Here is a 26,367-nt window from a genome sequence, read left to right as displayed (position 1 = left end):
AATATCTTTTCTGGTCTCTAGAGCCTCATGCCGAAAAGTGGACCCCACTTTTCGGAAAAACATGAGGCGCTACAAAAAATGAGAGCCATGAGGCGGCTCAACTGCGCCGACGAATGCTCTAGATGTCGTCTTCGTCTGAACGGATGTGTGCCAGACCGAGCGATTTCAGTTTGCGGTGCAGGGCCGAACGTTCCATGCCAATGAAGTTGGCTGTACGCGAAATATTACCGCCGAACCGGACAATCTGGGACGACAGGTATTCACGTTCAAACACTTCCCGGGCATCGCGCAACGGCAAGGCGATAATACGTTCTGGACGGATGGCCCCCGCCACGGCCGATTCCACCACTTCTGACGGCAGCATCTGGGCCGTGATCGGCTCGCTCGGATTACCCGACGCTAGAATAAGCAGACGTTCGATATTGTTGCGCAACTGACGGACATTGCCGGGCCATTCGTGCACCTGAAGCGTCGCCATAGCATCTTCCGACAGGATACGCTTGGGCAACCCTTGCGCCGCCGCAATACGGTCTATGAAATAGTTGACCAGTTCAGCAATATCGCCCCGGCGCTCGCTGAGACCGGGCACACGCACCGGCACGACATTGAGGCGATGGAACAGATCCTCACGGAAGCGGCTGGCCGCAATTTCGGCAGACAAGTCCTTAGATGTCGAAGAGATAACACGCACGTCGACCTGAACATCTTGGGCGCCGCCAACGCGGGTAAAGCGCTGCTCGACCAGAACCCGCAATATACGGCTCTGGCTTTCCGGCGGCATGTCGGCCACTTCATCGAGGAACAAGGTCCCGCCATGCGCCCGCTCGAACACGCCGATCTTGCGCGGGCGGCCGCCCTCGCCTTCCTCTCCAAACAATTCGACATCAAGCCGTTCGGGCGTCATGCCGGCCGCCGAAATCGGCACAAATTCGCATTTGGCGCGCGGGCTGACCTCATGGATCATGCGCGCGACCAGTTCTTTGCCTGAGCCCGCCGGCCCCGAAATCATGATCCGGGAATTGGCCGGCGCTACCTTGGCAATGGTCGACCGCAGCAATTGCGCCGCCGCTGAGTTACCGATCAGTCCGTCCGGCACGACGGCTTGGCTGCGCAGGCGCTTGTTTTCTCGGCGCAGACTGGTCAGTTCGAGCGCTCTTTGAACAACCATGATCAGACGCTCGGTTTTAAAGGGCTTTTCGATGAAATCGAAGGCGCCTTTCTTGATGGCGGTGACCGCAGTTTCGATCGTGCCGTGTCCCGAAATCATGATGGCGGGAATATCGGGATCGAGTTCATGAATGACACTCAGAAGCTCGATGCCGTCCAGCCCGCCGCCCTGCATCCAGATGTCAAGCACGCACAAGGACGGCTTGCGTGCCTTGATGGCGCGTAAGGCGGCATTGGAATCGGCAGCGGTGCGCACCGAATAGCCTTCGTCTTCGAGGATGCCCGCGATCAGTTCACGGATATCCGCCTCGTCATCAACAACCAGAATGTCAACGCCAGAAGAGACTTTCATCATACCCTCACTTAATGGCTTACCAATTTGACGACTTTCGTCGCCGCATTCGTCCCGGCGGCATTACGGCCCGCCTGTATACGCGGCAAACGCAGAACAGCCCGCGCACCGCTGAGGTTGACCGCGTCGTTGAGATAGAACTCACCGGCGTGGTCTTCCAAAATTCGTTTTACAATGGCCAGGCCGAGGCCCGTCCCTTTCTCGCGTGTCGTCACGTAGGGCTCGGTCAAACGATCGCGATCCTTTTCCGGCAAACCTATGCCGTCGTCTTCGACCTCGATAACCAGTTCGTCGTCGACCTGTTTCATCTCCACGCGCAGATGTCCAACGACGCCGTCAGTGGGCTCGCCCTGCTCGCCCTTACCGTCCCGCATAAGCCGTGACGAGATAGCTTCGCCGCCATTTTTCAGAACATTGCCCAATGCCTGGCTCAGCATACGACCATCACAGATGACTGTAATATCCGGCAAGGGCTCGATGATTTCGATGGCGATGTCCGGGCGGGCCACACGTTGAGCGAAGACAGCGGCACGCACCATTTCGGCAGCGTCCTCTTCGGAGAAGTTCGGCGCGGGCATACGGGCGAACGAGGAAAATTCGTCGACCATACGGCCTATATCGCCGACCTGACGGACAATGGTGTCGGTCAGGCGATCGAAGGTTTCGCCGTCTGTGTGGATTTGACCGCGATATTTTTTGCGCAGGCGTTCGGCGGATAACTGAATCGGAGTCAGCGGATTCTTGATCTCATGCGCGATGCGTCGGGCCACATCTTTCCACGCTGCGTTTCGCTGAGCGGCAATCAGACGGGTTATGTCATCGAAGGTTAGAACCGCACCGCCGGTATCCAGTCCTGAGACACGCACGCGAACCCGCCGTGTTTCGCCCTTGCGCACCAGATCGACTTCCGTCTCCTCAACTCTATGGCCGGACACCTTGTCTAAAAGCTCAGCAATCTCAGGGGCTAATTCGCGAATCCTCAGACCAATGGCGTCGTCGGAAGCGACGCCGAGAAAGTTCGACGCGTGACGATTTATGGCTGATATCTGCTCATTTTCATCCAGACCGACGATCCCGGCACTGATTTCCGCCAACACGGTTTCAATGAAACGCCGGCGGCTTTCAGCCTCTTCGCCCGCCGCCTTCAGTTCCGCCTGTTGATTTTGCAAATCGGAGGTCATGCGATTGAAGGCGCGCGACAGCACCGCGATGTCTTCGGACTGCTTTATCGTCCCGACGCGGGCATTCAGGTCCCCTCCGGCCACCTTGTCCGCGGCCTGGACCAGACGGGCCACCGGCACAGCGATGCTTTCCGCAGCAGACGTACCGCCCCATATCGCGCCGATCAAGACAAGCAGGACCGCCTCAAGATAGGCCATGAAGAATATGGCCTGGGCGCGTAATTTCTTATCGGTTGTTTCCTTATAGTCGCTAATCGCCTGCTTCGCCGCCTGGACCTTGAAATAGATGCCTTTCGGGAGAAGTTTGATGCCGTACAGCATCGCGCCGTTATAATCTTGAAGGGGGTAGATCAAGCGAATGGCATCGGGGTCACCATAAGGGTAGGCTTTGGCCCCCGTGGCAGCGACGTCCTGGATAACTTCGGGCGACGGCGCCATGTACACCGGGGCGCCAGGCAACTCCGCGCGCGCCAAGACCTGCCCGGTCCGATCTATGACATAAATGGCCGACAATTCCCCGCGCTCCTCCAGCCCGGCTTTAAGCGCCAGCGCAAAAGCCAGCCGATCGGGATAGAAGTTGCGTCCATTGGGACTTTCGACCTTGTCGCGCATGTCATTCATGGCTTGGGTTGAGGTTCGAATGGCCTCGGTCAGATAGCTTCCCGCAACGTCATAACCGTTCTCGACCGTCGCCTTGACGCGGTCGGAAAACCAAGTGGTAATGCCGTCGTTCAGGAACGTGAACGACAGGGCGACAATAATGGCGGGCGTTACCGCCGCCAGGGAAAAAAGGAAGACGAAGCGCAAGTGGAGGCGCGCCCCGGCATCTGCACCTCTGCTGCGGGCAATCGTCACAACGCGCATGACGACTGAAAACACGAGCCCCAACAACAGGATGAGATTCAGCGACACCAGTATAAGCAGGTAATCAGCCGTATTGCCCGTCGGCCCCTTGGCCGTGATACCCGTACCGGACGTACCGATGATCAGCCAGACAATGAAGGCGGTTGTCAGCAAGGACGCGCCGTAGCCAACCGCAAGCGCCAGCTTCTTGAAGCCCGCCGTACGAAGCGTCTTGAGGCTGCGCATCATCAGATGCAGCCGGCGCGATATGGCCGATGAGTCTTTCAACGCAATATCCGTTACTCAGAGAGTGACATTTGCGCACTACTGTGTCCAAATATCAACAGGAATGTTGCATATTTGAGCGGATTTTTAGGCCGACATAAGAGTGCGAACGGCCCCCTCTATCTCCGCCGGACTATCCATGCGGCACAGGCGCGCCTTATCCTGGCGGCGAACCAGAGGGTCGTCATGGTGTGTCGAATTCTCAACATAGGCGCCCAGGTGTTTCTTGAACATGCGCAGGCCTAAAACGTCACCATAAAAACGCAACGACGCATACATATGCTCAAGTAGTATATCGGCATGATTAGATAACCCCATGATAGACATGGGACTATTATCGTTCAATGCCATATTCAGATCACGCGCCAGCCAGGGACGCCCATATATGCCCCGCCCGATCATTACCGCGTCTGCTCCGGATTGCATCAGCGCGTCCTGAGCAGAATCTAGACCGACAATATCGCCGTTTGCGATGACCGGTATCCGCACGGCCTGTTTGACGCATGATATGGCGCGCCAATCGGCCTGCCCTTTGTAAAACTGCTGACGCGTCCGGCCATGTACGGTCACGGCGGCAATGCCAAGCCTTTCAGCGCGCACAGCCAGTTCGGCAGCATTGTGATTGTCATCCCAGCCCAGGCGCATCTTCACAGTCACCGGCCGCGACGTCGCCTGCAAGGCAGCCGTCATGATACGTTCCGCCTGATCCAGGTCGCGCATGAGAGCAGACCCGCACAGCACACCCGTAACCTCTTTTGCGGGACACCCGAAATTGAGATCGACAATGTGCGCACCGGCCTCTTCGGCAAGCCTGGCGCCATGAGCGATGTGCGCCGGGTCCCGGCCAATCAATTGAAGGATCTTCAACCCGTCGTGCTCGCCAAGTTGCGCCTTGCGCACCACATCCGGACGCCCGGTCTGCATTTCCGCGCAGGCAACCATTTCAGTCGCGGCATAGGCAGCGCCCAATTTATGCGCCATATGGCGAAACGGCAAATCGGACACACCCGTCATGGGTGCGATCAGGACACGGCCTGGAACGGTCACATCGCCTATTTGAAGCCCAATTTCGCGCACGGAAGCAGTCATCGCGCGCACATACACGGTTTGCGCCTCTTGCACCATCCGCGTTTCGCGCTAAACACGCTGCATGACATTTCACGCCATCATCGTCGCCGGCGGATCCGGCAGCCGCTCGGGCGGCAAGAAACAATGGATGTTGCTGGGCGGGCGCCCCGTACTCGACTGGTCAATTGCCGCTTTTGAAGAGGCCGGTGCGGCGCAGATTATTGTCGTAGTGCCCGACGAAGACATATCCCAGGCCGAGAGCGCCTATGGTGACCGCGCCACCGTCGTGGCCGGTGGGACGGACCGCGCTCAATCCGTCCGTAATGGCCTTGCCGCCCTCAGGGCCGAACCCAATGATGCGGTTCTGATCCACGATGCCGCGCGCCCGCTATTGAAGTCACATTATATCAATAGCTTGCTTGCCGAACTTGAGACCAAGCCTGCAGCGATACTGGCCTTGCCGGTAACAGATTCCCTCAAGCGCGGCGACCAGAATCGCATCGTGGAATCGCCACCGCGCGACAATCTATGGCGCGCACAGACCCCCCAGGCATTTCGGTTGCATGACATCCGGCGCGCCTATGATCGTTGGCCGGCCGGTGATCCCCCCACCGATGAAGCCATGGTCGCGGCCCATTCCGGCATCAACGTCACCTTGGTTGAAGGGGACATTCGCCTGCATAAGCTGACCTATCTTAGCGATTTCGCCTTTCTAGAAGCTTTAATCAATTCAGATAAACCAATGAAACAAATAAGAATTGGCCAGGGATTTGACGCGCATCGCTGGGGCGACGGACAAAGCGTGTGGCTATGCGGCGTGGAAATTCCCCATGACCGGACCTTGATAGGCCATAGCGACGCCGACGCGGGATTACATGCCCTCACCGATGCGCTTCTCGGCGCGGCAGGCTTAGGCGACATCGGCGATCATTTTCCGCCGACCGATCCACAATGGAAGGGCGCCTCGTCCGACCTGTTCCTGCAACATGCCGCTACCTTGGTGCGTCAACAAGGCGGCGAAATCGTCAATGTAGATCTCACACTGATTTGCGAAACCCCCAAAATCAAGCCTCATCGCGAAGCGATGCGCCAACGCATCGCCGACATCTTGACGATTGACCTGGACCGCGTAAGCGTCAAGGCCACCACTACCGAAAAGATGGGCTTTACCGGCCGCGAAGAAGGCCTGGCTGCCCAGGCCGTCTGCGCGATTTTGCTTTAAGCGTTTAGTTCCCCATCGCCTTTTCGAGGAAGGTGTAATGGTCTGCCTTTTCGGCTGCCGCCTGACTGAGCGAGGTGCCGAAATGGCCAGAATCGGCGTCGGTACGATAGACAACCTTCGTATCGCCGGCCGCCATCAGCGCCGCACCGAACTTACCGCTATTCCACGGCGTGACCCGATTGTCGTTAAGCCCGACATCGAGCATGACCGCGGGCCATGTCTTTCCGGGCTTTATCGCCAGATATGGGTCCATATTTGTAAGAATGGTGAATCCGTCCGCCGTGCCCGGATCGGCGGTTTCGGCAAATTGGTTCGGCCCATTGGGCATAACCGCCAGACGTGTCGGGTTAAGGATGCCCGCATGAATAATGGCCGCGCCAAAACGATCGGGATAGTGAGCCACCGCACCGCCCATGATCAAACCACCCATGCTCGCGCCGTAAATAGCAACATGATCCTTACGGCTGTAGCCGTGCGAGACCATGTAGTCCGCCGCACCGATAAGGTCTTCCACGCCTTTGTATTTCAGGGCGCTTTTGCCGGCCAACCGCCAGGCATCGCCTTTCTCACCACCGCCGCGAACACTGACGAAGGCATAGACGTGGCCTGCCATCACCCATTCCAGGGTCATGGGATCAAAGAAGGGCTGCGTGGCTTGCCCGTAACCGCCATAGGCATCCAGAAGGCTTAGGACCTTACCGTCCGGTTTGTACCCCTTTGGCTGGAGAATGGTTACGGGCACGAGCGTTCCGTCGGCGCTTTTGGCCTCGACGTTGAGGATATCGATCGCGGCCGCATAGTCTTTCGGTGAATTGGCACCGAGATTGAGATCGCTCAAGCCTCTGGCCGGGTCATAGGCAAACAGTTTACGCGGCTGGGTCCAGCTTTGCAGGGTGAAGACAAGGCCATCGACCATGGGATCGCTGTCCGTCAGGTAGGCCGCGCCGTGGTAGGGCAAGGGCACAGCCTTCATAGCCCCACCGTCGTAAGGGGCGCGTACGAATACATCTTCGCCATTGTGCATATAACGGACGTAAAGCGCATCGCGGGCGACATTTGTTCCGGTCAGGACGTCCGCATCGCTTTGCGGCAGCAAAACCCGGGCCTTATCAAGGGTCGGCGAGACAGCCAGATCTATCGTCAACAACTTGCCGTTTGGCGCGCCCTTTTTACTGATGGCGTAAAAAGTGTGGCCTTTCAGGTTCACGCCCTGAACCTCATCGTCATAGTTTATCAGGCAGTTCCACGTTGGGTTCGCCGCGAGCAGTTTGGCGCGCGGCAGAATACAGGTACGGATCTGCGCACGGGCCCCGCCAATGATGGCTGTGACCCAATCTGAATCGGCGCTAACACCGACGCCTGGAAATTCCTGCGGCGCAATCGCGATGGTGGGATTACCGCCACTGACCAGCAGCGTCTTGTCCTGCGTGACCGGAGTGCCCATGACGTGGTAACGCGCCCGCATGTTCAGCATCTGATCGACCTGATCTCCCGCCGGCGCCATTTGGGTGTAGGTGACCGCCTTGCCGTCCGGCGTCCAGTCTACGGAGAACTCTCCCCATATATTATCTAGTTGGTCAGGCAGCCGCGCCCCTGTATCGGTGTTGTAGAATTCTATGGTGGTAATTTCATTGCCGCCATGATCGACATTGACGGCAATCGTCAGGCCGTCGGCTGAAACCGAGTAGTTTGTCACGGATGCGTGCCCGCCGGTGGCCGCGACCGCGTTCGGATCGAGAAGGACCATTTCGCTGCCGTCGGGCTTCCTTTGCATCAGGACACCCTGCTTGCCTTGTTCAAGACGGAGGAAGAAGAGGCGACCGGCGACACGATGCTGCATACGGTTGGTCGTACTGCCGGCACTGGCCGCAGTGAGACGCGTACGCCACCCCGCCAGCGTCGGCGCGGAATCCAGCCAGGCGCGCCCAACTACGCCTTGTGCTTTCAACCAGTCCTGGAAGGCCTTGTTGTCCTGCCCTTCCATCCAGCGGTAGGGATCGGGAATATCCTTGCCGTACAGGTGGTCGACCACATTACCGCGTGGTGCGACGGGGGCTGTCGTCTCCGCCGCGGCTAAAAGCGGCGACACGGCTAAAGCCAATGCAAAAAAACTCACGCCCAATCCAGACCGTTTCATCGCCGACTCCATTTCAAATGAGATAACATCACTATCCGAGCATTGTGATCGCGGGTCAATAGCCTGACTTTGCAACGCTTTCCCGGCGCATGCGCCGACTATTAAAAAACGAGCCAAACCCGTTGAATTTCTGCGGTATTTATTGCGAAGCATTCTCACACGCCTCGCCTATTGAAAACCTATTTTCCTCCGAATATATGGCAACGGGTAAGACCTTTCTCTCCTCCCAACCTCATGAGGTATCCCATGGCCTTCGAACTGCCCCCCTTGCCCTACCCCGCCGATGCGCTTGAACCGCACATGTCGGCTAATACCTTCAGCTTTCACCATGCAAAGCACCATAAGGCCTATGTTGACAACCTCAACAAACTGATTGCGGGCACCGAATTCGAAGGCCTATCGCTGGTCGAAATCGTCAAGGCGTCTGAAGGCAAAAATCCAGGCGTGTTCAACAACTCGGCCCAGGTGTGGAACCACACCTTCTTTTGGTCGTCGATGAAGCCGAACGGTGGTGGCGCCGCCACCGGCAAGATCGCGGACAAGATCACCGAAGACTTCGGCTCGTTCGACGCCTTCGTGGAACAATTCAAGACGGCCGGCGCGACGCAATTCGGTTCCGGCTGGGCCTGGCTGGTCCTGGGCGAAGACGGCAAGCTAAAGGTCGTCAAGACTGGCAATGCCGAAACGCCGTTTACCAAGGGCGACAAGCCGCTCCTGACGCTCGACGTGTGGGAACACGCCTACTATCTTGATTACCAAAACCTCCGTCCGAAGTTCATCGAAGTCTTCCTCAACAATCTCGTCAACTGGGATTTCGCCAATGCGAACCTGGAAGGTCCGCTTCATTCGGGCGTCTAACCCCCTCCGGCCGGTTGCGACGCACCGGCGAAAAAACAGGGTGCGCGACTAATGCCGCCTTGCAATTGATAGCGAAAGGGCGATCCTTACGGGTCGCCTTTTCTGTGAGCTCCGCATGAAATCCGCTAAACTCGCCCCCCAACTGATTGACCTGCTAAAACAACAGAAAAAAATCATCACCACGGTCGAAAGCTGCACCGGCGGCCTGATCGCGGGCGCCATAACAGGTATATCGGGATCATCGGACGTCTTCGAGCAAGGCTTCATCACCTATTCCAATGCCGCCAAGACGGCGCTGGTCAACGTTCCCGAAGCCTTGTTGAAAGCCTATGGCGCCGTCAGCATCGAGGTGGCGGCCAGCATGGCCGAAGGCGCCCTGACGGCGGCGGGTGCAGACATCGCCCTGAGCGTCACAGGTATTGCCGGGCCAACGGGCGGATCACCGGAAAAACCCGTTGGTATGGTCTGCTTCGGGCTAAGCTACATAAATGTCGAAAAGCAGCGCCTCACCCTTGCCCAGGTCCGTCAGTTCGGCGACATCGGTCGTGAGGCTGTGCGGCAGGCGAGCGTCGAAAACGCCCTGCAATGGGGCATCGATACGCTCAGCGCCTAGCGCCATAAAGCTGGCGGGCACGAGACTCGAAAATGGCCAGCAACTTCGACACAGCCAGATTGAAATTGGCCTTGAAAACGGCATCGAGCAGCGGATTATTGATATCGATATCCAAATCGAATGCCACCGTTGTGCCGGTCGGGCTGGGGGTGAATGTCCAGCGCCCCTTCAACTGGCGAAACGGCCCCCGGATCAGATCGAAATCGACCAGAAGGGCAGCTGCGGCGCGCGTCACACGGGTCGAAAACCGTTCGCTCAATAGTTTGAAGCCCACGGCGACATCGGCGTCGAAGCGCACGATATCGTCCTCCAACTGCCCCCGGTTATAGGCGCGCAAGGATTTTATCCAGGGGATGAATTCCGGGTACCGCTCGACATCGCCTACCATTTCCCAGAGTTGTACCGGTTGGTAAGGCAGGTCGCGTTCGAGACGCAGCTTGGTCATTATATGTCGCCGGCCTTTATTTTTTCGAAGCTCTGGCGGCACGCAGCTTTTCGAAGTCCTCTCCCGCATGGTGCGAGGAGCGGGTCAGGGGCGATGACGACACCATGAGGAACCCCTTGGCGCGCGCAATGGCCTCATAAGCCTTGAACTCATCCGGCGTGACGAAGCGATCGATGGCCGCATGTTTGCGCGTCGGCTGGAGGTATTGGCCGATGGTGATGAAATCGATACCGGCGGAGCGCATATCGTCCATGACCTGCATCACTTCCTCGCGGGTTTCCCCCAAGCCGACCATGATACCGGACTTGGTGAACTGCTGCGGGTCGCGTTCCTTCACGCGCTCAAGCAGCCGCAGGCTGTGGTAGTAGCGGGCACCGGGGCGAATCTTGAGATAGTTACGCGGCACCGTTTCCAGATTATGGTTGAAGACATCCGGCTTTGCGTCGATGACGATTTCAGCCGCGCCATCCTTGCGCAGGAAGTCCGGCGTCAGGATTTCAATGGTGGTCTTGGGTGACTGGGCCCGGATTTGACGGATCACTTCGGCGAAATGCTCTGCGCCGCCGTCCTTCAGGTCGTCGCGGTCCACCGAGGTGATGACGACGTGGGACAACTTCATCAAGGCGACGGTCTCACCGACCCGGCGCGGCTCATCGGTGTCCAGCGGCTGCGGCAGGCCGGTCTTTACGTTACAAAAGGCGCAGGCCCGCGTGCAGGTATCGCCCATGATCATGATGGTGGCGTGGTTCTTCGACCAGCATTCCCCTATATTGGGGCAGGCCGCCTCTTCGCACACGGTCACCAGCTTGGCGTCGCGCACAATGCCGCGCGTTTCGTTATACCCGCTCGATCCCGGCGCCTTCACGCGCAGCCAGTCGGGCTTCTTCAGAATTGGAGAATCCGGGCGATTTTGCTTTTCGGGGTGACGCAACTCACGCGCCGTTCCATCTACGCGGTTTATTAGAGTGACCATGGTCTCGAATACTTGCCGGGCGACCGTCCGCCTTCGCCCTAATTGGTCTTTTTGCGACATAATATCAAGTCACATAGTGTTATCCATCCGTTGCAAATGTCATAGCCGCTTCACGGAATCTCGATTATAGCTGACCAAATGTCCTTCCATTGTCCGAAATCGGTGATCTGGCTGGCGCTGGCGGCTACGCTGGTGACAACCGGCTGTTCCAAGTTGAAGGACGCGGCCCGGGAGATGCAACCCGGTCAGGCCTTTCTCGACAGCCGTATCCCGGCTGGCCTGTCGCCGCAGTATTTTCCGCCCGACGGCTTCGTCTGGGGGGCATACCGTGCCGAAAAATTACCTCAGGCGCGATATGGCGTAGCCTCACCACCGATCAATCCGAAAGCGCAGATACTGATACTGGCCGACGCGGATTATCCTGCGGAGGTCTATTTCGAAACCATGCGCCAGCTATTGGCGGAAGGCTACGGGGTCTGGCTTCTCGAAGCGCCCGGCCAGGGCGGCGCAGGACATTACCTGCTGCAAAACGACAGCATATACACCGCCAGCTATCACGATGCCCAAATCACGGCGCGTGACTTTATCAACGATATCGTAAAGCCGTCTGGCGAGAAGCCGTTGTTTATCGTCGGCACGGGCTATAGTGCCATCGCCGCCCTTTCCCTTTCGACCATACTTAAGGACGATAATCTGCGCGGCTTTGTCGCTTACGCGCCCTATCTTGGCGGTCCTATCGCGAAGGGTGCGGACTGGCACCGCGACGCTCCGCAACAGGGCTACTTCGGCGGCATCGCCCAGACCTGGCAAATCTCCAACCCCGACCTGCGTCTACGCAAGAAAAGCGAGGGCTGGCAAAAGCAGATGCAGAAGGCCTATACAGACCTGAGCGGTCTGCATTTGCCTGTACTGTCATTAAAGACCGGTGCGCAAATCCTTGTTTTGCAACCCAAATCGACCTCGACGGCGGATGGAAACGCCGCCAGCGCCCTATGTGCCCGCCTGCCGCGCTGCCAAGTGGCGCCCAATGACGGCCCACAAGCCTTGGGGACCGACATTATTGCCTTTGTTGACGCCCAGACACCCGCTCACTGAGGTCATGATCGAAAAGGTTAGAGCCCCCATTACAGACTAGGCCGGCTGTTCATTATCTACGAAGATTTTCGTTGACACCTTACGAAGCCCTTCGTATATTTTGGGTATGACACAGCCTTCCCCCTCTGCGACTCCGCCTGCCCGCAAGCCTACCGAAGCCGAACTTGAAATCCTGCGCGTTCTTTGGGCCAAAGGATCGGCTACGGTTCGCGAAATTTTCGACGTGCTCTCCCAGGAGCGCGCCATGGGGTACACGACTGTACTGAAGACCATGCAGATTATGCATGAAAAAGGCTTGGTCACCCGCACCGAAGAAGGCAAGGCGCACATATACGAAGCTGCCATGCGTGAAGGGGATATGCAGGGCCAGCTTTTGAAAGACCTGAGTGACAAACTGTTTTCGGGCTCTCCGGCCCTGCTGGCCATGCATGCGTTGTCCTTGCAACCGGCCAGTGACGAGGAACTTCAACAGATCAGGGCGCTTATCGAGCGCAAAAGAGGTGCATGATGTCGCCGCACATGGAAGCATTGGGTTTCACGCTCGTTCATTTCTGCTGGCAGGCCGCAGCCATCGCCGCCGTCTACAAGCTGATCGATATGTGTATGCCGAAATTACGGGCCCAGGGGCGCTACGTCCTGAGCTTATCGGCCATGCTGGCCATGCTGGCGGTCGCGGTCATAACCTTCATCTATGAAGACCTTCGCATTGCAGGTCTGATGGTTAGCGCCTCCACAGTTGGCGGAAACCTAGTTCCGGCGGTGCTGCCTGAAATTACACATAACCTAAATCTGTCCGCCTGGCTGCCTTGGCTGGATGCCATCTGGCTTACGGGTGTTATCGTGCTCTCCCTACGCATGTTCGCCGGCCTATGGTTTATTCACGGTCTGAAAAAACAGGCACAAGCGGTTCCCGCTGCAATCGCTTTTCGCTTTTCCGCTGCCCTGCGCCGCTTTGGCCTCAGCAAGACGGTGACTGTGCGGCTGCATCCCGCCATTTCCGGCCCATTCGTTGTCGGCGTTTTCCGCTCAGTCGTATACCTGCCGCTGTCGGCCGTGACATCGCTGACACCTGAGCAATTGGACGCCGTGCTGTCGCATGAACTCGAACATATCCGCCGCGCCGACTATGTCTGGAATCTGGTTCAAAGTCTGGTCGAGACGCTGTTCTTCTACCATCCCGCCGTCTGGTGGATCGGTGGCAAGCTGCGTGAACAACGCGAGCTGTGCTGCGACGATGCGGCCATCCGGTCATGCGACGATCCCATCACTTACGCGACGGCCCTGCTCAGCCTGGAAGAACAACGCCGCTTGCCTGCGCGGGCGCCCAAATTGTCGATGGCGCTGAACGGTCAAGGCAAGAACCTGCTGGCCCGCATTTCGCGGGTGCTGGGGGAACAGCCCGAGTCACGCCTGAAAGCCCGGCCGGTCGCCTTTGTCCTGCTGCCCGTTCTTCTGCTTACCCTTACCGCTTTCGCCGCGCCGGTTAAGGATGTTGCCGCCAAGATTTGCCCCCAAGCCGCCGCGCAGGCTGACGCCGCCGTTACACATCTGACAGACATGATCAATGGTAACGACCGGCGGCTGACGCCCCAGTCTCACTTTGCCGCCCAAACCCCTGTGGCGAAGGGTGTAGGCGCAACAGCCGACAAAATTGATTTCAGCATGGCGCCGGACGATATCGACCCAGACGCCATTGCCGAAGAGGCGCGCGCCGAAGCCATACGCGCCCGAGAAGAGGTCGCCCGTGCTAAGACGATCGATATCGACGCGGAAAAGATTGCGGAAGATGCGCGCCGTGCTGCGTTGGATCAAAAGGCAGAACTGGAACGCGCCGGCCTGAATGGGCAGGCTATCGATCCAGACGCCGTCGCAGCCCGGGCCCGCGCCGACGCCAAACGTGCCCAAGCCGACATCGCCCGCACGGCCGCGATGAATATCGATGTTGAGGCTATCGCTGAGCAAGCGCGTCAAGGCGCGCTTCAGGCCAAGGCGCAGGCCGCCAAGATGTATTATACCGGCTATGCGATAAAAGCGCCGAAGGCACCCAAGGCACCTAAAGCGCCCAAACCCCCGAAGCCCCCGAAAGCGCCAGCGCCCCCTGAGATATACAGCGATGAACACCCCGCTCCGTTGGCGGAGCCAGACGCTCCGTCAGCGCCAATGGCAATGGTGGCGCCTGTCGCACCGCCTGCACCGATGGCCCGATCACACATGATGACGGTATATCCCGCCGAGGTGAGTTTGGTGGTGCCACAGGGCGCCCCACAACCCAAAAGCCTGACACTCATAAAATTGGGCCACCTGCCGAACGCGCAACCCAGACCCATCCCGTCACCCAACCCCAAAACGGACGTACAGGTTCGCGTCGATGCCAGCTCCGACGTGACAGTGACGGTCGCAGCGAAGTAAACCTCATTTCCAGTTCATTGTTTTTTGAACACTGTCCAAATTCCCCGTTTGACCTCTCTGACGTATAAGCTATTATGCCGGATTGTTGCCGGACGATCCGAGGATTTTCGGCGTAATGGATGATGACAGATCCGGATCTCCCGTGTTGGCGGGCAGGCCGACTGCATCGAGGGGAGTAGTCGTGCATGAAGCGCGCGTTTAAGGCCAGCGATACCCAGACCTCGCTATTTGACGCTTTGATTCAGGCCCAGAAGCGGTTCGGATCCGACAAGATCATCATTGAAGATCAAGATCGCAAGCCTCTGTCCTACGGTATGTTCCTGGCGGGTATTTTTGGTTTGTCCCGCCTCCTGAAACGTCATTTAGGCGACGAAGGCCGCGTTGGCATGATGCTGCCGACCTCGTCCGGTGGCGCGGTATCCTTCTTCGCCCTGCATGCACTGGCCAAGGTGCCGGTCATGATCAACTTCACGTCCGGCCAGGCCAATGTAAAGGCCGCCGTGCAGACAGCGCAGATCAAGACTGTCCTGAGTTCCCGCCGGTTTATCGAAAACGCCAAGCTCGAAGACCTCGTCGATTCGATGAAGAGCTATGTTCGCATCATCTATCTCGACGATATCCGTAAGGAAATCACGACGACGGACAAGCTGTTCGCGCTGGCCGCCTCCAAGGTCCCTAACCTGTTCGTGAAGAAGACAAAGGCCTCCGACATCGGCGTCATCCTGTTCACCTCCGGCAGCTTCGGCAGCCCACGTGGCGTGGTCCTGACGCAATCCAACCTGGTATCCAATACCCGCCAGATCGAAGCCCATATAGAGCTGAAGCCGGAATGGGTGGCGTTCAATCCGATGCCCATCTTTCACTCGCTCGGTCTGACGGGCGGCGTTATACTGCCCTTGCTGGCGGGCCTGCGCAGCTTCCAGTATCCCTCTCCCCTGCACGTCAAGGTCATTCCCGGGCTCCTGAAAGAATCGAAAGCCTCGTTGCTGTTTTCAACCGACACCTTCGTCAATCAGTATGCACGGTCGGGTGAGCCCGAGGATTTCAAGACGCTGGCGTTCGTCGTATGCGGGGCCGAGAAGGTGCGCGACGAAACGCATAATCTCTTCCAGACTCAGTTCGGCGGAGTACCGATTCTCGAAGGCTATGGCGTCACCGAATGCTCGCCGGTGGTGGCGGTCAACTTCCCCGACAACAATCACTATGGCACCGTCGGCAAGATGTTGCCCGAGATGGAAGCCCGCCTGGAACCGGTCGACGGTATTACGGGCGGCGGACGTCTGTGGGTCAAGGGACCAAACATCATGGGCGGCTATATCAATATCGATCGGCCTGATGTCATCGAGGCGCCAAAGGACGGCTGGCACGACACCGGCGATATCGTCAATATCGACGACGAAGGCTTCGTTCGCATCATGGGCCGCGCCAAGCGCTTTGCCAAGATTGCCGGTGAGATGGTGTCGCTGACCGCAGTCGAGCGTATCGCCGAAGAAGTCTGGCCCGATAATCGTCATGCCGTTGTGGCTATTTCGGATGACAAGAAGGGCGAACGCCTGATCCTCATCACCGATAAGGATGACGCCGATGTGTCGCGCCTCACCCATTGGGCCAAGGAAAATGGTGCCCCGGTATTGGCGATACCGAAGAAAATTCTGAAGGTCGAGGCCGTGCCCGTTCTGGGCTCCGGCAAGACGGACTACGTGACCTTACAAAAGCTGGCTGAGGTCGATTCCAAAGCTGCCTGACGTCTTTATTTCAGCAAATTCAGAAATATTTGACGCAGACAATTTAATTAACCATAGCGTTGAATATCTACACTTTCGTTGAAAGACAGTTCCCAGCTCCGGTTTCGGGGTTTAAATCTCTGATTTAAAATCAAATACCTATTTCAGTTCTGAAAAGCGGGAATAAAAGAATGCGAATAAAATCGTGACAGCAACCCTCGAACAAACCCTGGCCGCACTGGCTGATCCCAGCCGACGGCGCGCCATAGACCTGTTGTGCGAAGGCCCTTTGACCGCCGGCGAACTGGCGCGCGAAATCGGCCTGACTCCGGCGGCGCTCAGCCGGCATTTGCGCGTCCTCAAGGGCGTCGGCATGATCGCAGAAGTCCCTCTTTACAGTGATGCCCGTCTGCGTGCCTACGCACTGCGGCCGCAACCCATGGCGACCCTGAAAACCTGGCTGCTGCAAAACGAAGCCCGGTGGATGCAGCAGATGGACGCCCTGTCACGAAGCGCCCAGTCGGTTTGATGACGTCGCATTGACAGCATCGCCTGTCCGCGATATGCGGCAATCATGGCCAAGGCGACTGTCATCACCCGGGCATCACGCGATTCAGAAGTTCGCTTCTGGGCGTGCGTTGCTGTGGTTATGGCGCTATTTACCCAAATCCTGTTCCCACCGCAGGTTATGGCCATGCCATCGCGCCAAGGCGTGCAGATGGTTTTGTGTACAGCGGGGATGGATGCTCAGCCCATCGTCGATCAGGCTTCAACTCAGATAATCAAATCGGCACCCAAACCTGGCCTGGCCGGGCTGAAGTGCGCTCAATGCGTCCTGGCTTCGATCATCGCCGTCACCACGCCAATGCCGGTATTCGAGCCGGCCGTTTATAGCGTCACACACGCCGAATTTACACCAGCCGTCGGCGCGTCCCCGGTAAAGGCCCGCGCGCCGCCTCGCCCGCATTCTTGTGGCCCCCCATCCCAGTCTAACGCCTGATAACCACGCAAAGGTTGTCGCACGTCTTATCCGAAAAGTGGCCTCCACTGTGTCGGGACGTGTTCTGACCTTTGCGTTTCCTCATGCCTTGTCTGGAACGGACACCCAAAATGAAAATTACCTATAGCCGCGCGCTCATCATCGCGCTTGTCAGCTCTGCCTCTCTCCTGCCCTTCCTCCCCTTTGCCGCCCGTGCGGATACCACCGCCGACGACAGTGATACGCCGAAAGAGGTGATCGTCGTCGGTCAGAAAAACACGCCTATCACGGTCGCGCCGCGCGGCCTCTCGGTCTCGCTGGGCCATGATCAGTTCGAAGCCATCAATGCGGTCAATGTCGAGGACCTAATGAAATACGCGCCGAACTTTTTCGTGCGCAAACGCTTTATCGGCGACGACAATGCCGTGGTCGCCTTGCGTGGCACCAACACCATTCAAAGCGCCCGCACCCTGGTGCTAGTAGACGGCTACGTCGTTTCCAACTTCCTGGGCAACCGCTGGGACTATCCACCCAAATGGAATGTGGTAGGCCCGGCCGAAGTTCGCCAGTTCGATATCGTCTATGGCCCATACTCCGCCCGATACGGCGGCAACTCCATGGGCGGCGTCGTATCCATAACAACAGAAACGCCGAAACGAAACGACATCTACGCTACCGCCCAGACCTTCGTCATGCCGTTCAAGGAATATGGTTTCGACCAGACGTTCAGCGGCTATAGTTTCGAAGGCGGCGCAGACTACAAATCGAAAACCAACGGCTTATCGGCACGCGCCTCCTTCCGTCATTTCGAAAATGCCGGCCAGTCGATGACCTACAATCTGCTGACCAAATCGACAGCGGCGGGAACCTACACGCCGGTCACCGGCGCCTATGCCGATCCTCGCCTGGCTACACCGGTTTTCGGCGCGGCCTCGCCGGTCGATGTCGTTCAGGACCAGGCGCGCCTGCGTGTCGGCTATGCCTGGGACAATGGCTGGAAGGCCGACGCCCTTGTGATGTTATGGCGCACGGCCCAGGACCTCAATGATGCGCGCTCCTGGCTGACCGACAGCGCCGGCAACACCGTACTGGCGACCGCAGCCGGCACAAAGGTGCGTTTTGATGGCATCAACTATATCGCAAAAGGCGTCACCTATTCCACGATGGACCGCAACGAAAGCCTGACGGGCGTAAAACTGTCAGGCAATCTGAGCGGATGGGACGTGACCACCAACCTGTCGCATTACGATATCGGCAAATGGGACACCCGCACCTCTCTGGACATGGTCGGCGCCAATGGGCAACAAACGGTCTATGATCACCCCGGGTGGTGGACGTTCGATGGCACCATCGAACAGGCCTTCGGGCGCCACGATCTGGCGTTTGGCGTGACGTCGAACCAGTATGCAACGGATGCCACGACGTACAACACCACCAACTGGCGGACAGCCTCCGGCGCGGTCTTCAATTCGCGCACATTCGGCAAGACGGCCATTTCGGGCCTGTTCGCCGAAGACCAGATTGATCTGGAAAAGGCCGTCCTGACCCTCGGGCTGCGCTATGACGACTGGCGCGCCTTCGATGGCGGCATCGCCACCAGTAGCGTGACCAAGGCCTATCCCAATCGTCGCGACAGCGCCTGGTCGCCTAAGATCAGCCTGCAAGGCGATGTCGGCGCCTATAACCTTCAACTGAGCGCCGGAACCGCCACACGCTTCCCCACGGTCGGTGAGTTGTTCCAGGGGCGTATCAATGCCGGACAGACCGAAATCGATCCGACCAGCTTCGATCCCAACCTCAAACCCGAAGTCTCGCATGATCTCAGCCTGATCGCCCGCCGCCGGTTCGACCGGATTGTCCTGACCGGCAGCCTGTTCGGACAGTCGATCGATGATGCGGTGTTCAGCTATCAAGGCGTCCTGGATGATGGCACCGTCGTGTCGCGATATCAGAATATCGATCACATGGAGCAATATGGCCTGGAGTTCATTTTCGAGGGCCGCGACCTGATTATTCCCGGACTGACGGTCGAAGCCAGTGCGTCATGGATGGATGCCCACACCACGCGCAACCGGTCCGCACCGGCATCGGAAGGAAAGCAATTCCCGCGCATCCCCAAATGGCGCAGCAACGGCAACCTGCGTTACGCCTTCACGCCGAAGCTGAAAGGATCGGTCGGCTGGCGCGTCGCGTCCCGACCAAATTCAGACCTGTTCGGGCTGGTGCGGGGGGATGCCTATGGGTTCCAGACCGAATACGCCTTTGTCGATGCCCGCGTCAGCTACGACCTGACAAAAACCACCCAAATCAGTTTCGGTGTCGATAACGCCAACAATGATCAGGCCTATGTCTCGCATCCCATGCCACAACGCACCTTCATGCTTGAACTGAAATATCGGAACTAGATCATGGAAAAAGCGAGACAAAAGATCATCGACTATCGCATGTTCTGGCGTTGGCACTTCTATGCCGGCCTGGTCTGCATTCCCTTTATCATCATTCTGTCGATCACCGGCCCGATCTATCTGTTCAAACCGCAGATCGAGGCCGCAATCGATGCCCGCTACGACCACCTGCCGTTTGACGGGACACCGCAGTCGGCCCAGGCCATGGTCGCGGCGGCAGTCGCTGCCGTGCCCGGGGCGCACTTCAAAACCATAGAAGTCCGGCCCGACCCGCACGACGCGGCGCGCATTATCGTGGTAAAAGGGAGCGAAAAGACCCGCGTCTACATCCACCCCCTCACCCTGCAGGTCCTGAAACAGGTGCCCGAAGACGCGCGCTTTATGGCTGTCGTCAAAGACATCCACGGCGAATTGTTCGCCGGACGCTTCGGCCAGGTCATCGTGGAACTGGCGGCATGCTGGGCTATCGTCATGGTCCTGACCGGTCTTTATCTGTGGTGGCCACGCGGCATCAAGGGCATTGGAGGACTGCTCTACCCACGCCTCGGCCTCGGTACGCGTATCTTCTGGCGCGACATTCATGCGGTCGTTGGCGTCTACGTCTCGGCATTTGCGCTTTTTCTTCTTGTTACCGGCCTGCCCTGGACCTATGTCTGGGGCAACGCCTTCAAAAGCGTCCGGGCAATGGGCAGCCATGCCCCGGTCAGCCAGGCATGGAGCCAAGGACGTGCCGACGAGCATAAGGCGACACGCGCCGAAGGCGGCGGCCATACCGACCTTAGCCGCCTGGACGCGCTGATCGACACATCGCGCGCCCTGAACCTGCCTCCTCCGGTTCTGTTATCCGCTCCGGCCAAATCAGACACGCTGTGGAAATTACAGTCCGATACGGGCAACCGACCAAAGCGTGTCACCCTGATGATCGATCCGATGATGCAGGAAGTAATCAGCCGCGAAGATTTCGGTGACAAGACAGCGCTAGATCAGGCGGTCGGCTACGGCGTTGCCGCGCACGAAGGTCAGTTGTTCGGTCCGTTCAACCAAGCGCTGGGCGTGCTCACGGCCCTAGGGCTGATGACCCTGTGCGTCAGCGCCATCGTCATGTGGTGGCAACGCCGACCTTCGGGTGAGTTGGGGGCGCCGCAGATATTGCCGGATGAACGCCTTGCGCCCGGATTGGCGGTGATCATTATCACCCTGGGTATTTTCCTGCCCGTGCTGGGGATCAGCCTGATCGTTGTCGCCCTCTTCGAAGGACTGGTTCTGAGGCGTATTCCCGCCACGCGCCGGTGGTTGGGCCTCAAGGTCGTCTAGCAACAAAAAAGCCGCCCCGAAAGGAACGGCTTTTTCAATGGTATATGTGCCTGATCTTTTACAGATTGATCATGCGTCCATCGGCGTCCAGCGAGGCTTCCAGGATCGCCTCCGACATGGTCGGGTGCGGGAACACGGTGCCTTGCAGGTCCTCTTCGGTCGCTTCCATGGTAATGGCCAGGCAGAAGCCCTGCACCATTTCCGTGACGTTCGCGCCGATCAGGTGCGCGCCCAGAAGCGCGCCGGTCTTCTTGTCGAAGATTACCTTGACGAAGCCGCCCGGTTCGCCCGCAGCGATAGCCTTGCCGTTGGCCTTGAACGGGAAGCGGCCGATCTTGACGTCCAGGCCCTTTTCCTTGGCGCCCTGCTCGGTGATACCGACAGAGGCGACTTCAGGCGTGGCGTAGGTACAGCCGGGGATCGGCGGATTGAGGTTGGACAGCTTGCGGCCGGCCATATAGTCGGCGGCGTGCACCGCTTCATGCGACGCCTTGTGCGCCAACCAGGGCGGTCCGGCGCAGTCGCCGATGGCAAACAGGCCCTTGACGTTGGTCTTGCCGTGGCTGTCGTTCTTGATGTGACCGCGATCCATCTCGACGCCCAGCTTTTCCAGGCCGAGGTTTTCCGTATTGGCCACGATGCCGACGGCAACGATGCAGCCTTCGGCGGTCAGAACTTCCGACTTGCCGCCGACTTCAACGGAGACGTTGACAGCGTCGCCCTTCTTTTCGACCTTGGTCACTTTGGCGCCGATGCGGAACTTGAAGCCACGCTTTTCAAAAGCCTTCTGGGCTTCGGCGGAAACTTCCTTGTCTTCGACCGGCAAGATGCGGTCGAGCGCTTCGACGACCGTGACGTCGGCGCCGAGCGAGCGATAGAAGGACGCAAACTCGATGCCGATGGCGCCCGAGCCGATAACGACCAGGGACTTCGGCATGCGGTTGGGCGACAAGGCGTTGCGATAGGTCCAGATGCGATCGCCGTCCGATACCGCGCCGATGGCCGGGATCTCACGGGCGCGCGCCCCAACCGCCAGCATGACGTTCTTGGCTTCGACGATCTGTTCGCCACCCTTATTGAGCTTGACGATGACCTTGGGCGCATCCTTGCCGGGTTCCAGTGTGGCGAAGCCTTCGATCACGTCGATCTTGTTCTTCTTCATCAGGTAACCGACGCCGCCATTCAATTGCTTAGCGACGGCGCGCGACCGGGCGACGACCTTTTCGAAGTCGAAACCGGGCTTTTCCCCGGTCAGGCCGTAGTCGCCGAGATGATTGATCTTATCAAACACTTCGGCCGACTTGAGCAGGGCCTTGGTCGGGATACAGCCCCAGTTCAGGCAGATGCCGCCGAGCAGTTCACGCTCAACGATGGCCACCTTGAGGCCGTTTTGCGCAGCGCGGATAGCCCCTTCATAACCGCCAGGGCCAGAGCCGATAACAACGAGATCATAAGCCATTGTTTTCAGCTCCTTACGCCAACATCTTGATAGGATCTTCGAGCAATCCCTTCAGTACGGTAATATATTTCGCACCGATGGAACCGTCGACCACGCGGTGATCGCAGGTCAGGGTGACCGTCATCACCGTGGCAACGGCGAGTTGGCCATTCTTGACGATCGGACGCTGTTCACCGGCGCCAACCGACAGAATGCAGCCTTGCGGCTCATTAATGATGGAGGCGAACTGCTTGATGCCGAACATGCCCAGATTGGACACCGAGAAGGTGCCGCCCTGGAATTCTTCGGGCTTCAGCTTGCGCTCGCGCGCCCGGGTGGCCAGATCCTTCGTTTCCTTGGCGATCTGCGCCAGCGACTTGGTTTCGGCCTTGCGGATGATCGGTGTGATCAAACCGCCGTCGATGGCCACGGCCATGGCGACGTCGGCATTGTGATGCATGGCAATGCCGTCAGGCGTAAACGACGCATTGGCTTCCGGCACCTGCTTGAGCGCCAGCGCCACCGCCTTGATAACGATGTCGTTGACGGAGACCTTGACGCCCTGGGATTCCAGTGCGGTGTTGATCTTGGTGCGGGCCGCCAGAAGGTTGTCGAGTTCGATATCGACGGTCAGCGGGAAGTGCGGGATATCGCGGAAGCTGTCGGTCAGGCGACGGGCAATGACCTTACGCATGCCATCGAGCGGCACCAGGTCGTAAGAACCGGCCGGGATGCCCAGTTGTTCCAGCGATTGCACCTTGCGCGGCTCGGCGGCCGGGGCGGAGCTGCCTGCGGAAGGCGCGGCCTTGCCCGTACCGCCAGCCAGAGCGGCCTCGATATCGCGCTTGATCACGCGGCCATGCGGGCCGGAACCCGGAATAGCCTTGAGATCGAGCTTGTTGATTTCGGCCAGACGGCGCGCCAGCGGCGACGCGGCGACGCGTGCCCCAGAAGACGTACCAGCAGATGCAGCGGCGGGCGCAGACGCCGCAACCGGAGCGGCCTTGGCTTGCTCTGCTTGCCTGGGTTCAGCCTTGGCGGCTTCTGTGGTTTTGGGCGCTTCCGCCGCGGCGGGCGACGCTTTTGGTGCAGGCGCCGCATCGCCGCCGGACAGGCGGGCGATTGGCGTGTTTACCTTCACGCCTTCGGTGCCGGCTTCGATCAGGATGGCTTCCACCGTGCCTTCATCGACGGCTTCGACTTCCATCGTTGCCTTGTCGGTTTCGATTTCGGCAATCACGTCGCCAGCGGAGACGGTGTCCCCGACCTTGACGTGCCACTTGGCGAGAATGCCCTCTTCCATCGTCGGGGACAGGGCGGGCATCAGGATATCGGTCATGTGCGCTTCCCTTACTTGTACGAGACTTGCTTGACGGCGGCGATGATCTTCTCAACGCTGGGCACAGTCAGGGCTTCCAGGTTGGCGGCGTACGGCATGGGCACGTCTTCCTGGTGAACACGAGCGGGCGGCGCATCGAGGTCGTCGAACGCTTCGGCCGTAACGCGGGCGGCGACTTCGGCGCCGATGCCGCACGGGCCCCAGCCCTCTTCGACCGTAACCAGACGGTTCGTCTTCTTTACCGAAGCGACCACTGTGTCCGTATCGAGCGGACGCAGGGTGCGCAAATTGACGACTTCGGCATCGATGCCTTCGGCAGCCAGTTGTTCGGCCGCCTTCAAGGCGAAGCCGACCATGCGCGAGTGCGCGACGATGGTGACGTCCTTGCCTTCACGCTGAATCTTGGCCTTGCCAATCGGCAACACGAAATCTTCCACATCGGGGATTTCGAATTCATTGCCGTACATCATTTCGTGTTCAAGGAACACGACCGGGTTCGGATCGCGGATGGCGGCCTTGAGCAACCCCTTGGCGTCGGCTGCGTCATACGGCGCAAGCACCTTTAGCCCCGGAACGTTGGCGTACCAGGACGAATAGTCCTGGCTGTGCTGGGCGGCGACGCGGGCGGCGGCACCGTTCGGGCCGCGAAACACGATCGACGATTTGATCTGGCCGCCGGACATGTACAGGGTCTTGGCCGACGAGTTGATGATGTGGTCGATGGCCTGCATGGCGAAATTGAACGTCATGAACTCGATGATCGGCTTCAGGCCGGCCATGGCCGCCCCCGAACCGATACCGGCAAAGCCCATTTCGGTAATCGGCGTATCGATAACGCGGCGATCGCCAAACTCTTCGAGCAGGTTGCGCGACACCTTGTAGGCGCCCTGATATTGCGCGACTTCTTCCCCCATCAGGAAGACCGCGTCATCGCGACGCATTTCTTCGGCGATGGCGTCACGCAGCGCGTCACGGACAGTGATCTTCACCATCGGCGTGCCTTCCGGGAATTCCGGATCGTTCTGCGGCTTGGATACCGGTGCAGCGGCTGGGGTAGCATCGGCAGCTTTCTTTTCGCCGCCTTCCTGGGTCGCAGGCGCATCCGCCGCTTGCGCCGGTGCAGGTGCTGGCGACGACACACCGCCTTCGAGGCGAGCGATCGGCGTATTGACCTTGACGCCTTCGGTGCCGGCATCGATCAGGATGGCTTCGACCTTGCCTTCGTCGACGGCTTCGACTTCCATCGTCGCCTTGTCGGTTTCAATTTCGGCGATCACCTGGCCGGCGGAAACTTCGTCGCCGACCTTGATCAGCCATTTGGAAAGGGTGCCTTCCTCCATGGTCGGAGAAAGCGCGGGCATGAGGATATCAGTCATTTTGATTTAAGCCTCGGTATAAACGTCGGTGTACAGTTCGGACGGATCCGGCTCGGGCGAGGTCTGGGCGAAGTCAACCGCTTCCAGAACAATGGCCTTCACCTCATTGTCGATCGTCTTGATCTCGTCCTCGGCGACGCCGGCCTGTTGCAGCATCGTCTTGATGTGGTCGATCGGGTCACGGGTCGTCTTGACCTCGTCAACCTCTTCCTTGCTGCGGTACTTGGCCGGATCGGACATGGAGTGACCGCGATAGCGGTAGGTCTTCATTTCCAGGATATAGGGCCCCTTGCCGGACCGTGCATGTTCGGCCGCGCGTTCGGCGGCTTCCTTCACGGCGAAGACATCCATGCCGTCAACGGTTTCGCCCGGAATGCCGAACGAGGCGCCGCGCTGCGACAGGTTTACCGTTGCCGAAGCGCGCGCGAGCGACGTGCCCATGGCGTATTCGTTGTTTTCGATCACGTACACGACCGGCAGCTTCCACAGCTGCGCCATGTTGAAGCTTTCGTAGACCTGGCCCTGGTTGGCCGCGCCGTCGCCGAAATAGGTGAAGGAGACATTGCCGTTCTTCTTATAGAAGTCGGCAAAGGCCAGTCCCGTACCCAGCGATACTTGCGCACCGACGATACCGTGACCGCCGAAGAAGCCGGTGGCGATGTCGAACATGTGCATCGACCCGCCCTTGCCCTTGGACGAACCACCGGAACGACCGGTCAGTTCCGCCATGACCGCCTTCGGGTCCATGCCGGCAGCCAGCATGTGGCCGTGGTCGCGATATCCGGTAATGACCTGATCGCCTTCCTTGCTGGCGGCTTCCATGCCGACGGCAACAGCTTCCTGCCCGATATAGAGGTGGCAGAAGCCGCCGATCAGGCCCATGCCGTACAGTTGCCCGGCGCGCTCCTCGAAGCGGCGGATCAGTACCATCTCACGATAATATTTAAGCAAATCTGCCTTGGAGACATTGCTCAGCTTGTTGCCACTGTCGGTCTTGGTGTCTTTCTGGGCGGCACGCGCCATGGACATCTCCCATTACAAAACGACGGCCGCTGTTACGCGCGGCCTTTTAAAAAATGGTGGCGCTCTGAAGGCCGGACGGTATGCGAACCAACGCACAGGCCAAATCAAAGGCACACTTCCT

The 26,367-nt window shown here is 58.8% G+C and carries 21 protein-coding genes; 11 read left to right on the top strand and 10 right to left on the bottom strand.

All coding sequences use genetic code 11. The annotated features are described in order from the left end of the window. Window positions 1-118: 118 nt before the first annotated feature. The 3 genes from ntrX to dusB all read right to left on the bottom strand — a co-directional run bounded on the left by ntrX (window position 119) and on the right by dusB (window position 4,917). Window positions 119-1,519, bottom strand: a complete 1,401-nt coding sequence (gene ntrX, locus AEAC466_RS37975; protein WP_031239135.1) for a nitrogen assimilation response regulator NtrX — start codon at window positions 1,517-1,519, stop codon at window positions 119-121. 11 nt (window positions 1,520-1,530) lie between these two features. Further along, window positions 1,531-3,831 carry a sensor histidine kinase NtrY-like gene (locus AEAC466_RS37970; protein WP_023459152.1) on the bottom strand — a complete coding sequence of 767 codons (2,301 nt, stop codon included), beginning with the start codon at window positions 3,829-3,831 and terminating at the stop codon, window positions 1,531-1,533. An 84-nt stretch (window positions 3,832-3,915) separates the two neighbouring features. Then, window positions 3,916-4,917: a tRNA dihydrouridine synthase DusB gene (gene dusB, locus AEAC466_RS37965; RefSeq protein WP_031239133.1), complete on the bottom strand. Its 1,002-nt coding sequence runs from the start codon at window positions 4,915-4,917 to the stop codon at window positions 3,916-3,918. Window positions 4,918-4,978: 61 nt separating this feature from the next. Between dusB and AEAC466_RS37960 the strand changes: the two genes are divergently transcribed. Further along, window positions 4,979-6,118, top strand: coding sequence for a bifunctional 2-C-methyl-D-erythritol 4-phosphate cytidylyltransferase/2-C-methyl-D-erythritol 2,4-cyclodiphosphate synthase (locus tag AEAC466_RS37960; protein WP_023459150.1), 1,140 nt, complete (start codon window positions 4,979-4,981; stop codon window positions 6,116-6,118). A gap of 4 nt (window positions 6,119-6,122) precedes the next feature. On the opposite strand, the gene AEAC466_RS37955 is transcribed toward AEAC466_RS37960, so the two are convergent. Then, window positions 6,123-8,255, bottom strand: a complete 2,133-nt coding sequence (locus tag AEAC466_RS37955; protein ID WP_031239132.1) for a prolyl oligopeptidase family serine peptidase — start codon at window positions 8,253-8,255, stop codon at window positions 6,123-6,125. Window positions 8,256-8,501: 246 nt separating this feature from the next. Between AEAC466_RS37955 and AEAC466_RS37950 the strand changes: the two genes are divergently transcribed. Further along, complete coding sequence (locus AEAC466_RS37950) at window positions 8,502-9,113, top strand: superoxide dismutase (RefSeq protein ID WP_023459148.1); 612 nt, start codon at window positions 8,502-8,504, stop codon at window positions 9,111-9,113. A 115-nt stretch (window positions 9,114-9,228) separates the two neighbouring features. Further along, complete coding sequence (locus tag AEAC466_RS37945) at window positions 9,229-9,726, top strand: CinA family protein (RefSeq protein WP_023459147.1); 498 nt, start codon at window positions 9,229-9,231, stop codon at window positions 9,724-9,726. On the opposite strand, the gene AEAC466_RS37940 is transcribed toward AEAC466_RS37945, so the two are convergent. Both AEAC466_RS37940 and lipA read right to left on the bottom strand, forming a co-directional pair. After that, window positions 9,716-10,171, bottom strand: a complete 456-nt coding sequence (locus AEAC466_RS37940) for a type II toxin-antitoxin system RatA family toxin (protein WP_023459146.1) — start codon at window positions 10,169-10,171, stop codon at window positions 9,716-9,718. The two genes, AEAC466_RS37945 and AEAC466_RS37940, sit on opposite strands and share 11 nt — an antisense overlap. Window positions 10,172-10,187: 16 nt before the next feature. Further along, entirely contained in the window at window positions 10,188-11,144 is a 957-nt protein-coding gene (gene lipA, locus AEAC466_RS37935; protein ID WP_031239131.1) for a lipoyl synthase, read from the bottom strand. 138 nt (window positions 11,145-11,282) lie between these two features. Between lipA and AEAC466_RS37930 the strand changes: the two genes are divergently transcribed. The 8 genes from AEAC466_RS37930 (at window position 11,283) to AEAC466_RS37900 (ending at window position 21,070) form a co-directional block, all read left to right on the top strand. Next, window positions 11,283-12,239 (top strand): serine aminopeptidase domain-containing protein, encoded by a 957-nt coding sequence (locus tag AEAC466_RS37930; protein ID WP_031239130.1) that lies wholly within the window; start codon window positions 11,283-11,285, stop codon window positions 12,237-12,239. Window positions 12,240-12,345: 106 nt separating this feature from the next. Further along, the gene (locus tag AEAC466_RS37925) at window positions 12,346-12,747 is read left to right on the top strand and encodes a BlaI/MecI/CopY family transcriptional regulator (RefSeq protein ID WP_023459143.1); all 402 of its coding nucleotides are present in this window, start codon (window positions 12,346-12,348) and stop codon (window positions 12,745-12,747) included. Further along, window positions 12,744-14,648: a M56 family metallopeptidase gene (locus tag AEAC466_RS43865; protein WP_081714673.1), complete on the top strand. Its 1,905-nt coding sequence runs from the start codon at window positions 12,744-12,746 to the stop codon at window positions 14,646-14,648. Before AEAC466_RS37925 ends, AEAC466_RS43865 begins: the two co-directional genes overlap by 4 nt. A 185-nt stretch (window positions 14,649-14,833) precedes the next feature. After that, window positions 14,834-16,393, top strand: a complete 1,560-nt coding sequence (locus tag AEAC466_RS37920) for an AMP-binding protein (RefSeq protein WP_023459141.1) — start codon at window positions 14,834-14,836, stop codon at window positions 16,391-16,393. 184 nt (window positions 16,394-16,577) lie between these two features. Further along, window positions 16,578-16,901 (top strand): ArsR/SmtB family transcription factor, encoded by a 324-nt coding sequence (locus AEAC466_RS37915; RefSeq protein ID WP_023459140.1) that lies wholly within the window; start codon window positions 16,578-16,580, stop codon window positions 16,899-16,901. Between the two features lie 45 nt (window positions 16,902-16,946). Beyond that, entirely contained in the window at window positions 16,947-17,372 is a 426-nt protein-coding gene (locus tag AEAC466_RS37910; RefSeq protein WP_023459139.1) for a hypothetical protein, read from the top strand. 110 nt (window positions 17,373-17,482) lie between these two features. Beyond that, entirely contained in the window at window positions 17,483-19,756 is a 2,274-nt protein-coding gene (locus AEAC466_RS37905; protein ID WP_023459138.1) for a TonB-dependent receptor, read from the top strand. A 3-nt stretch (window positions 19,757-19,759) separates the two neighbouring features. Continuing rightward, window positions 19,760-21,070, top strand: coding sequence for a PepSY-associated TM helix domain-containing protein (locus AEAC466_RS37900; RefSeq protein ID WP_023459137.1), 1,311 nt, complete (start codon window positions 19,760-19,762; stop codon window positions 21,068-21,070). Between the two features lie 58 nt (window positions 21,071-21,128). Here the strand turns inward: AEAC466_RS37900 and lpdA are convergent, their stop codons facing one another. From lpdA to pdhA, 4 genes are read right to left on the bottom strand one after another with little or no spacing between them, the layout of a single operon-like run. Beyond that, the gene (gene lpdA / locus AEAC466_RS37895) at window positions 21,129-22,529 is read right to left on the bottom strand and encodes a dihydrolipoyl dehydrogenase (protein WP_023459136.1); all 1,401 of its coding nucleotides are present in this window, start codon (window positions 22,527-22,529) and stop codon (window positions 21,129-21,131) included. 13 nt (window positions 22,530-22,542) lie between these two features. Continuing rightward, entirely contained in the window at window positions 22,543-23,847 is a 1,305-nt protein-coding gene (locus tag AEAC466_RS37890; protein WP_023459135.1) for a pyruvate dehydrogenase complex dihydrolipoamide acetyltransferase, read from the bottom strand. 11 nt (window positions 23,848-23,858) lie between these two features. Continuing rightward, complete coding sequence (locus tag AEAC466_RS37885) at window positions 23,859-25,223, bottom strand: pyruvate dehydrogenase complex E1 component subunit beta (RefSeq protein WP_031239128.1); 1,365 nt, start codon at window positions 25,221-25,223, stop codon at window positions 23,859-23,861. A gap of 6 nt (window positions 25,224-25,229) precedes the next feature. After that, on the bottom strand, window positions 25,230-26,246 hold the full coding sequence (gene pdhA / locus AEAC466_RS37880; RefSeq protein ID WP_031239127.1) for a pyruvate dehydrogenase (acetyl-transferring) E1 component subunit alpha: 1,017 nt from the start codon (window positions 26,244-26,246) through the stop codon (window positions 25,230-25,232). Window positions 26,247-26,367: the final 121 nt, after the last annotated feature.

The organism is Asticcacaulis sp. AC466, assembly GCF_000495815.1.
Lineage (GTDB): Bacteria > Pseudomonadota > Alphaproteobacteria > Caulobacterales > Caulobacteraceae > Asticcacaulis.
The sequence above is the reverse complement of the archived record's forward strand: the minus strand, read 5'-3'. Positions and strand labels throughout refer to the sequence as shown.

Bases quoted from the DNA above. Each gene is read 5' to 3' on its own strand.
- AEAC466_RS43865 (WP_081714673.1), top strand. From the start codon at position 12,744: ATGATGTCGCCGCACATGGAAGCATTGGGTTTCACGCTCGTTCATTTC.
- dusB (WP_031239133.1), bottom strand. From the start codon at position 4,917: ATGACTGCTTCCGTGCGCGAAATTGGGCTTCAAATAGGCGATGTGACC.
- AEAC466_RS37890 (WP_023459135.1), bottom strand. From the start codon at position 23,847: ATGACCGATATCCTGATGCCCGCCCTGTCCCCGACGATGGAAGAGGGC.
- AEAC466_RS37930 (WP_031239130.1), top strand. From the start codon at position 11,283: ATGTCCTTCCATTGTCCGAAATCGGTGATCTGGCTGGCGCTGGCGGCT.
- AEAC466_RS37920 (WP_023459141.1), top strand. From the start codon at position 14,834: ATGAAGCGCGCGTTTAAGGCCAGCGATACCCAGACCTCGCTATTTGAC.
- AEAC466_RS37910 (WP_023459139.1), top strand. From the start codon at position 16,947: ATGGCCAAGGCGACTGTCATCACCCGGGCATCACGCGATTCAGAAGTT.
- AEAC466_RS37945 (WP_023459147.1), top strand. From the start codon at position 9,229: ATGAAATCCGCTAAACTCGCCCCCCAACTGATTGACCTGCTAAAACAA.
- lipA (WP_031239131.1), bottom strand. From the start codon at position 11,144: ATGGTCACTCTAATAAACCGCGTAGATGGAACGGCGCGTGAGTTGCGT.
- AEAC466_RS37905 (WP_023459138.1), top strand. From the start codon at position 17,483: ATGAAAATTACCTATAGCCGCGCGCTCATCATCGCGCTTGTCAGCTCT.
- AEAC466_RS37955 (WP_031239132.1), bottom strand. From the start codon at position 8,255: ATGAAACGGTCTGGATTGGGCGTGAGTTTTTTTGCATTGGCTTTAGCC.
- AEAC466_RS37900 (WP_023459137.1), top strand. From the start codon at position 19,760: ATGGAAAAAGCGAGACAAAAGATCATCGACTATCGCATGTTCTGGCGT.
- AEAC466_RS37950 (WP_023459148.1), top strand. From the start codon at position 8,502: ATGGCCTTCGAACTGCCCCCCTTGCCCTACCCCGCCGATGCGCTTGAA.
- AEAC466_RS37960 (WP_023459150.1), top strand. From the start codon at position 4,979: ATGACATTTCACGCCATCATCGTCGCCGGCGGATCCGGCAGCCGCTCG.
- pdhA (WP_031239127.1), bottom strand. From the start codon at position 26,246: ATGGCGCGTGCCGCCCAGAAAGACACCAAGACCGACAGTGGCAACAAG.
- lpdA (WP_023459136.1), bottom strand. From the start codon at position 22,529: ATGGCTTATGATCTCGTTGTTATCGGCTCTGGCCCTGGCGGTTATGAA.
- ntrX (WP_031239135.1), bottom strand. From the start codon at position 1,519: ATGAAAGTCTCTTCTGGCGTTGACATTCTGGTTGTTGATGACGAGGCG.
- AEAC466_RS37940 (WP_023459146.1), bottom strand. From the start codon at position 10,171: ATGACCAAGCTGCGTCTCGAACGCGACCTGCCTTACCAACCGGTACAA.
- AEAC466_RS37925 (WP_023459143.1), top strand. From the start codon at position 12,346: ATGACACAGCCTTCCCCCTCTGCGACTCCGCCTGCCCGCAAGCCTACC.
- AEAC466_RS37885 (WP_031239128.1), bottom strand. From the start codon at position 25,223: ATGACTGATATCCTCATGCCCGCGCTTTCTCCGACCATGGAGGAAGGC.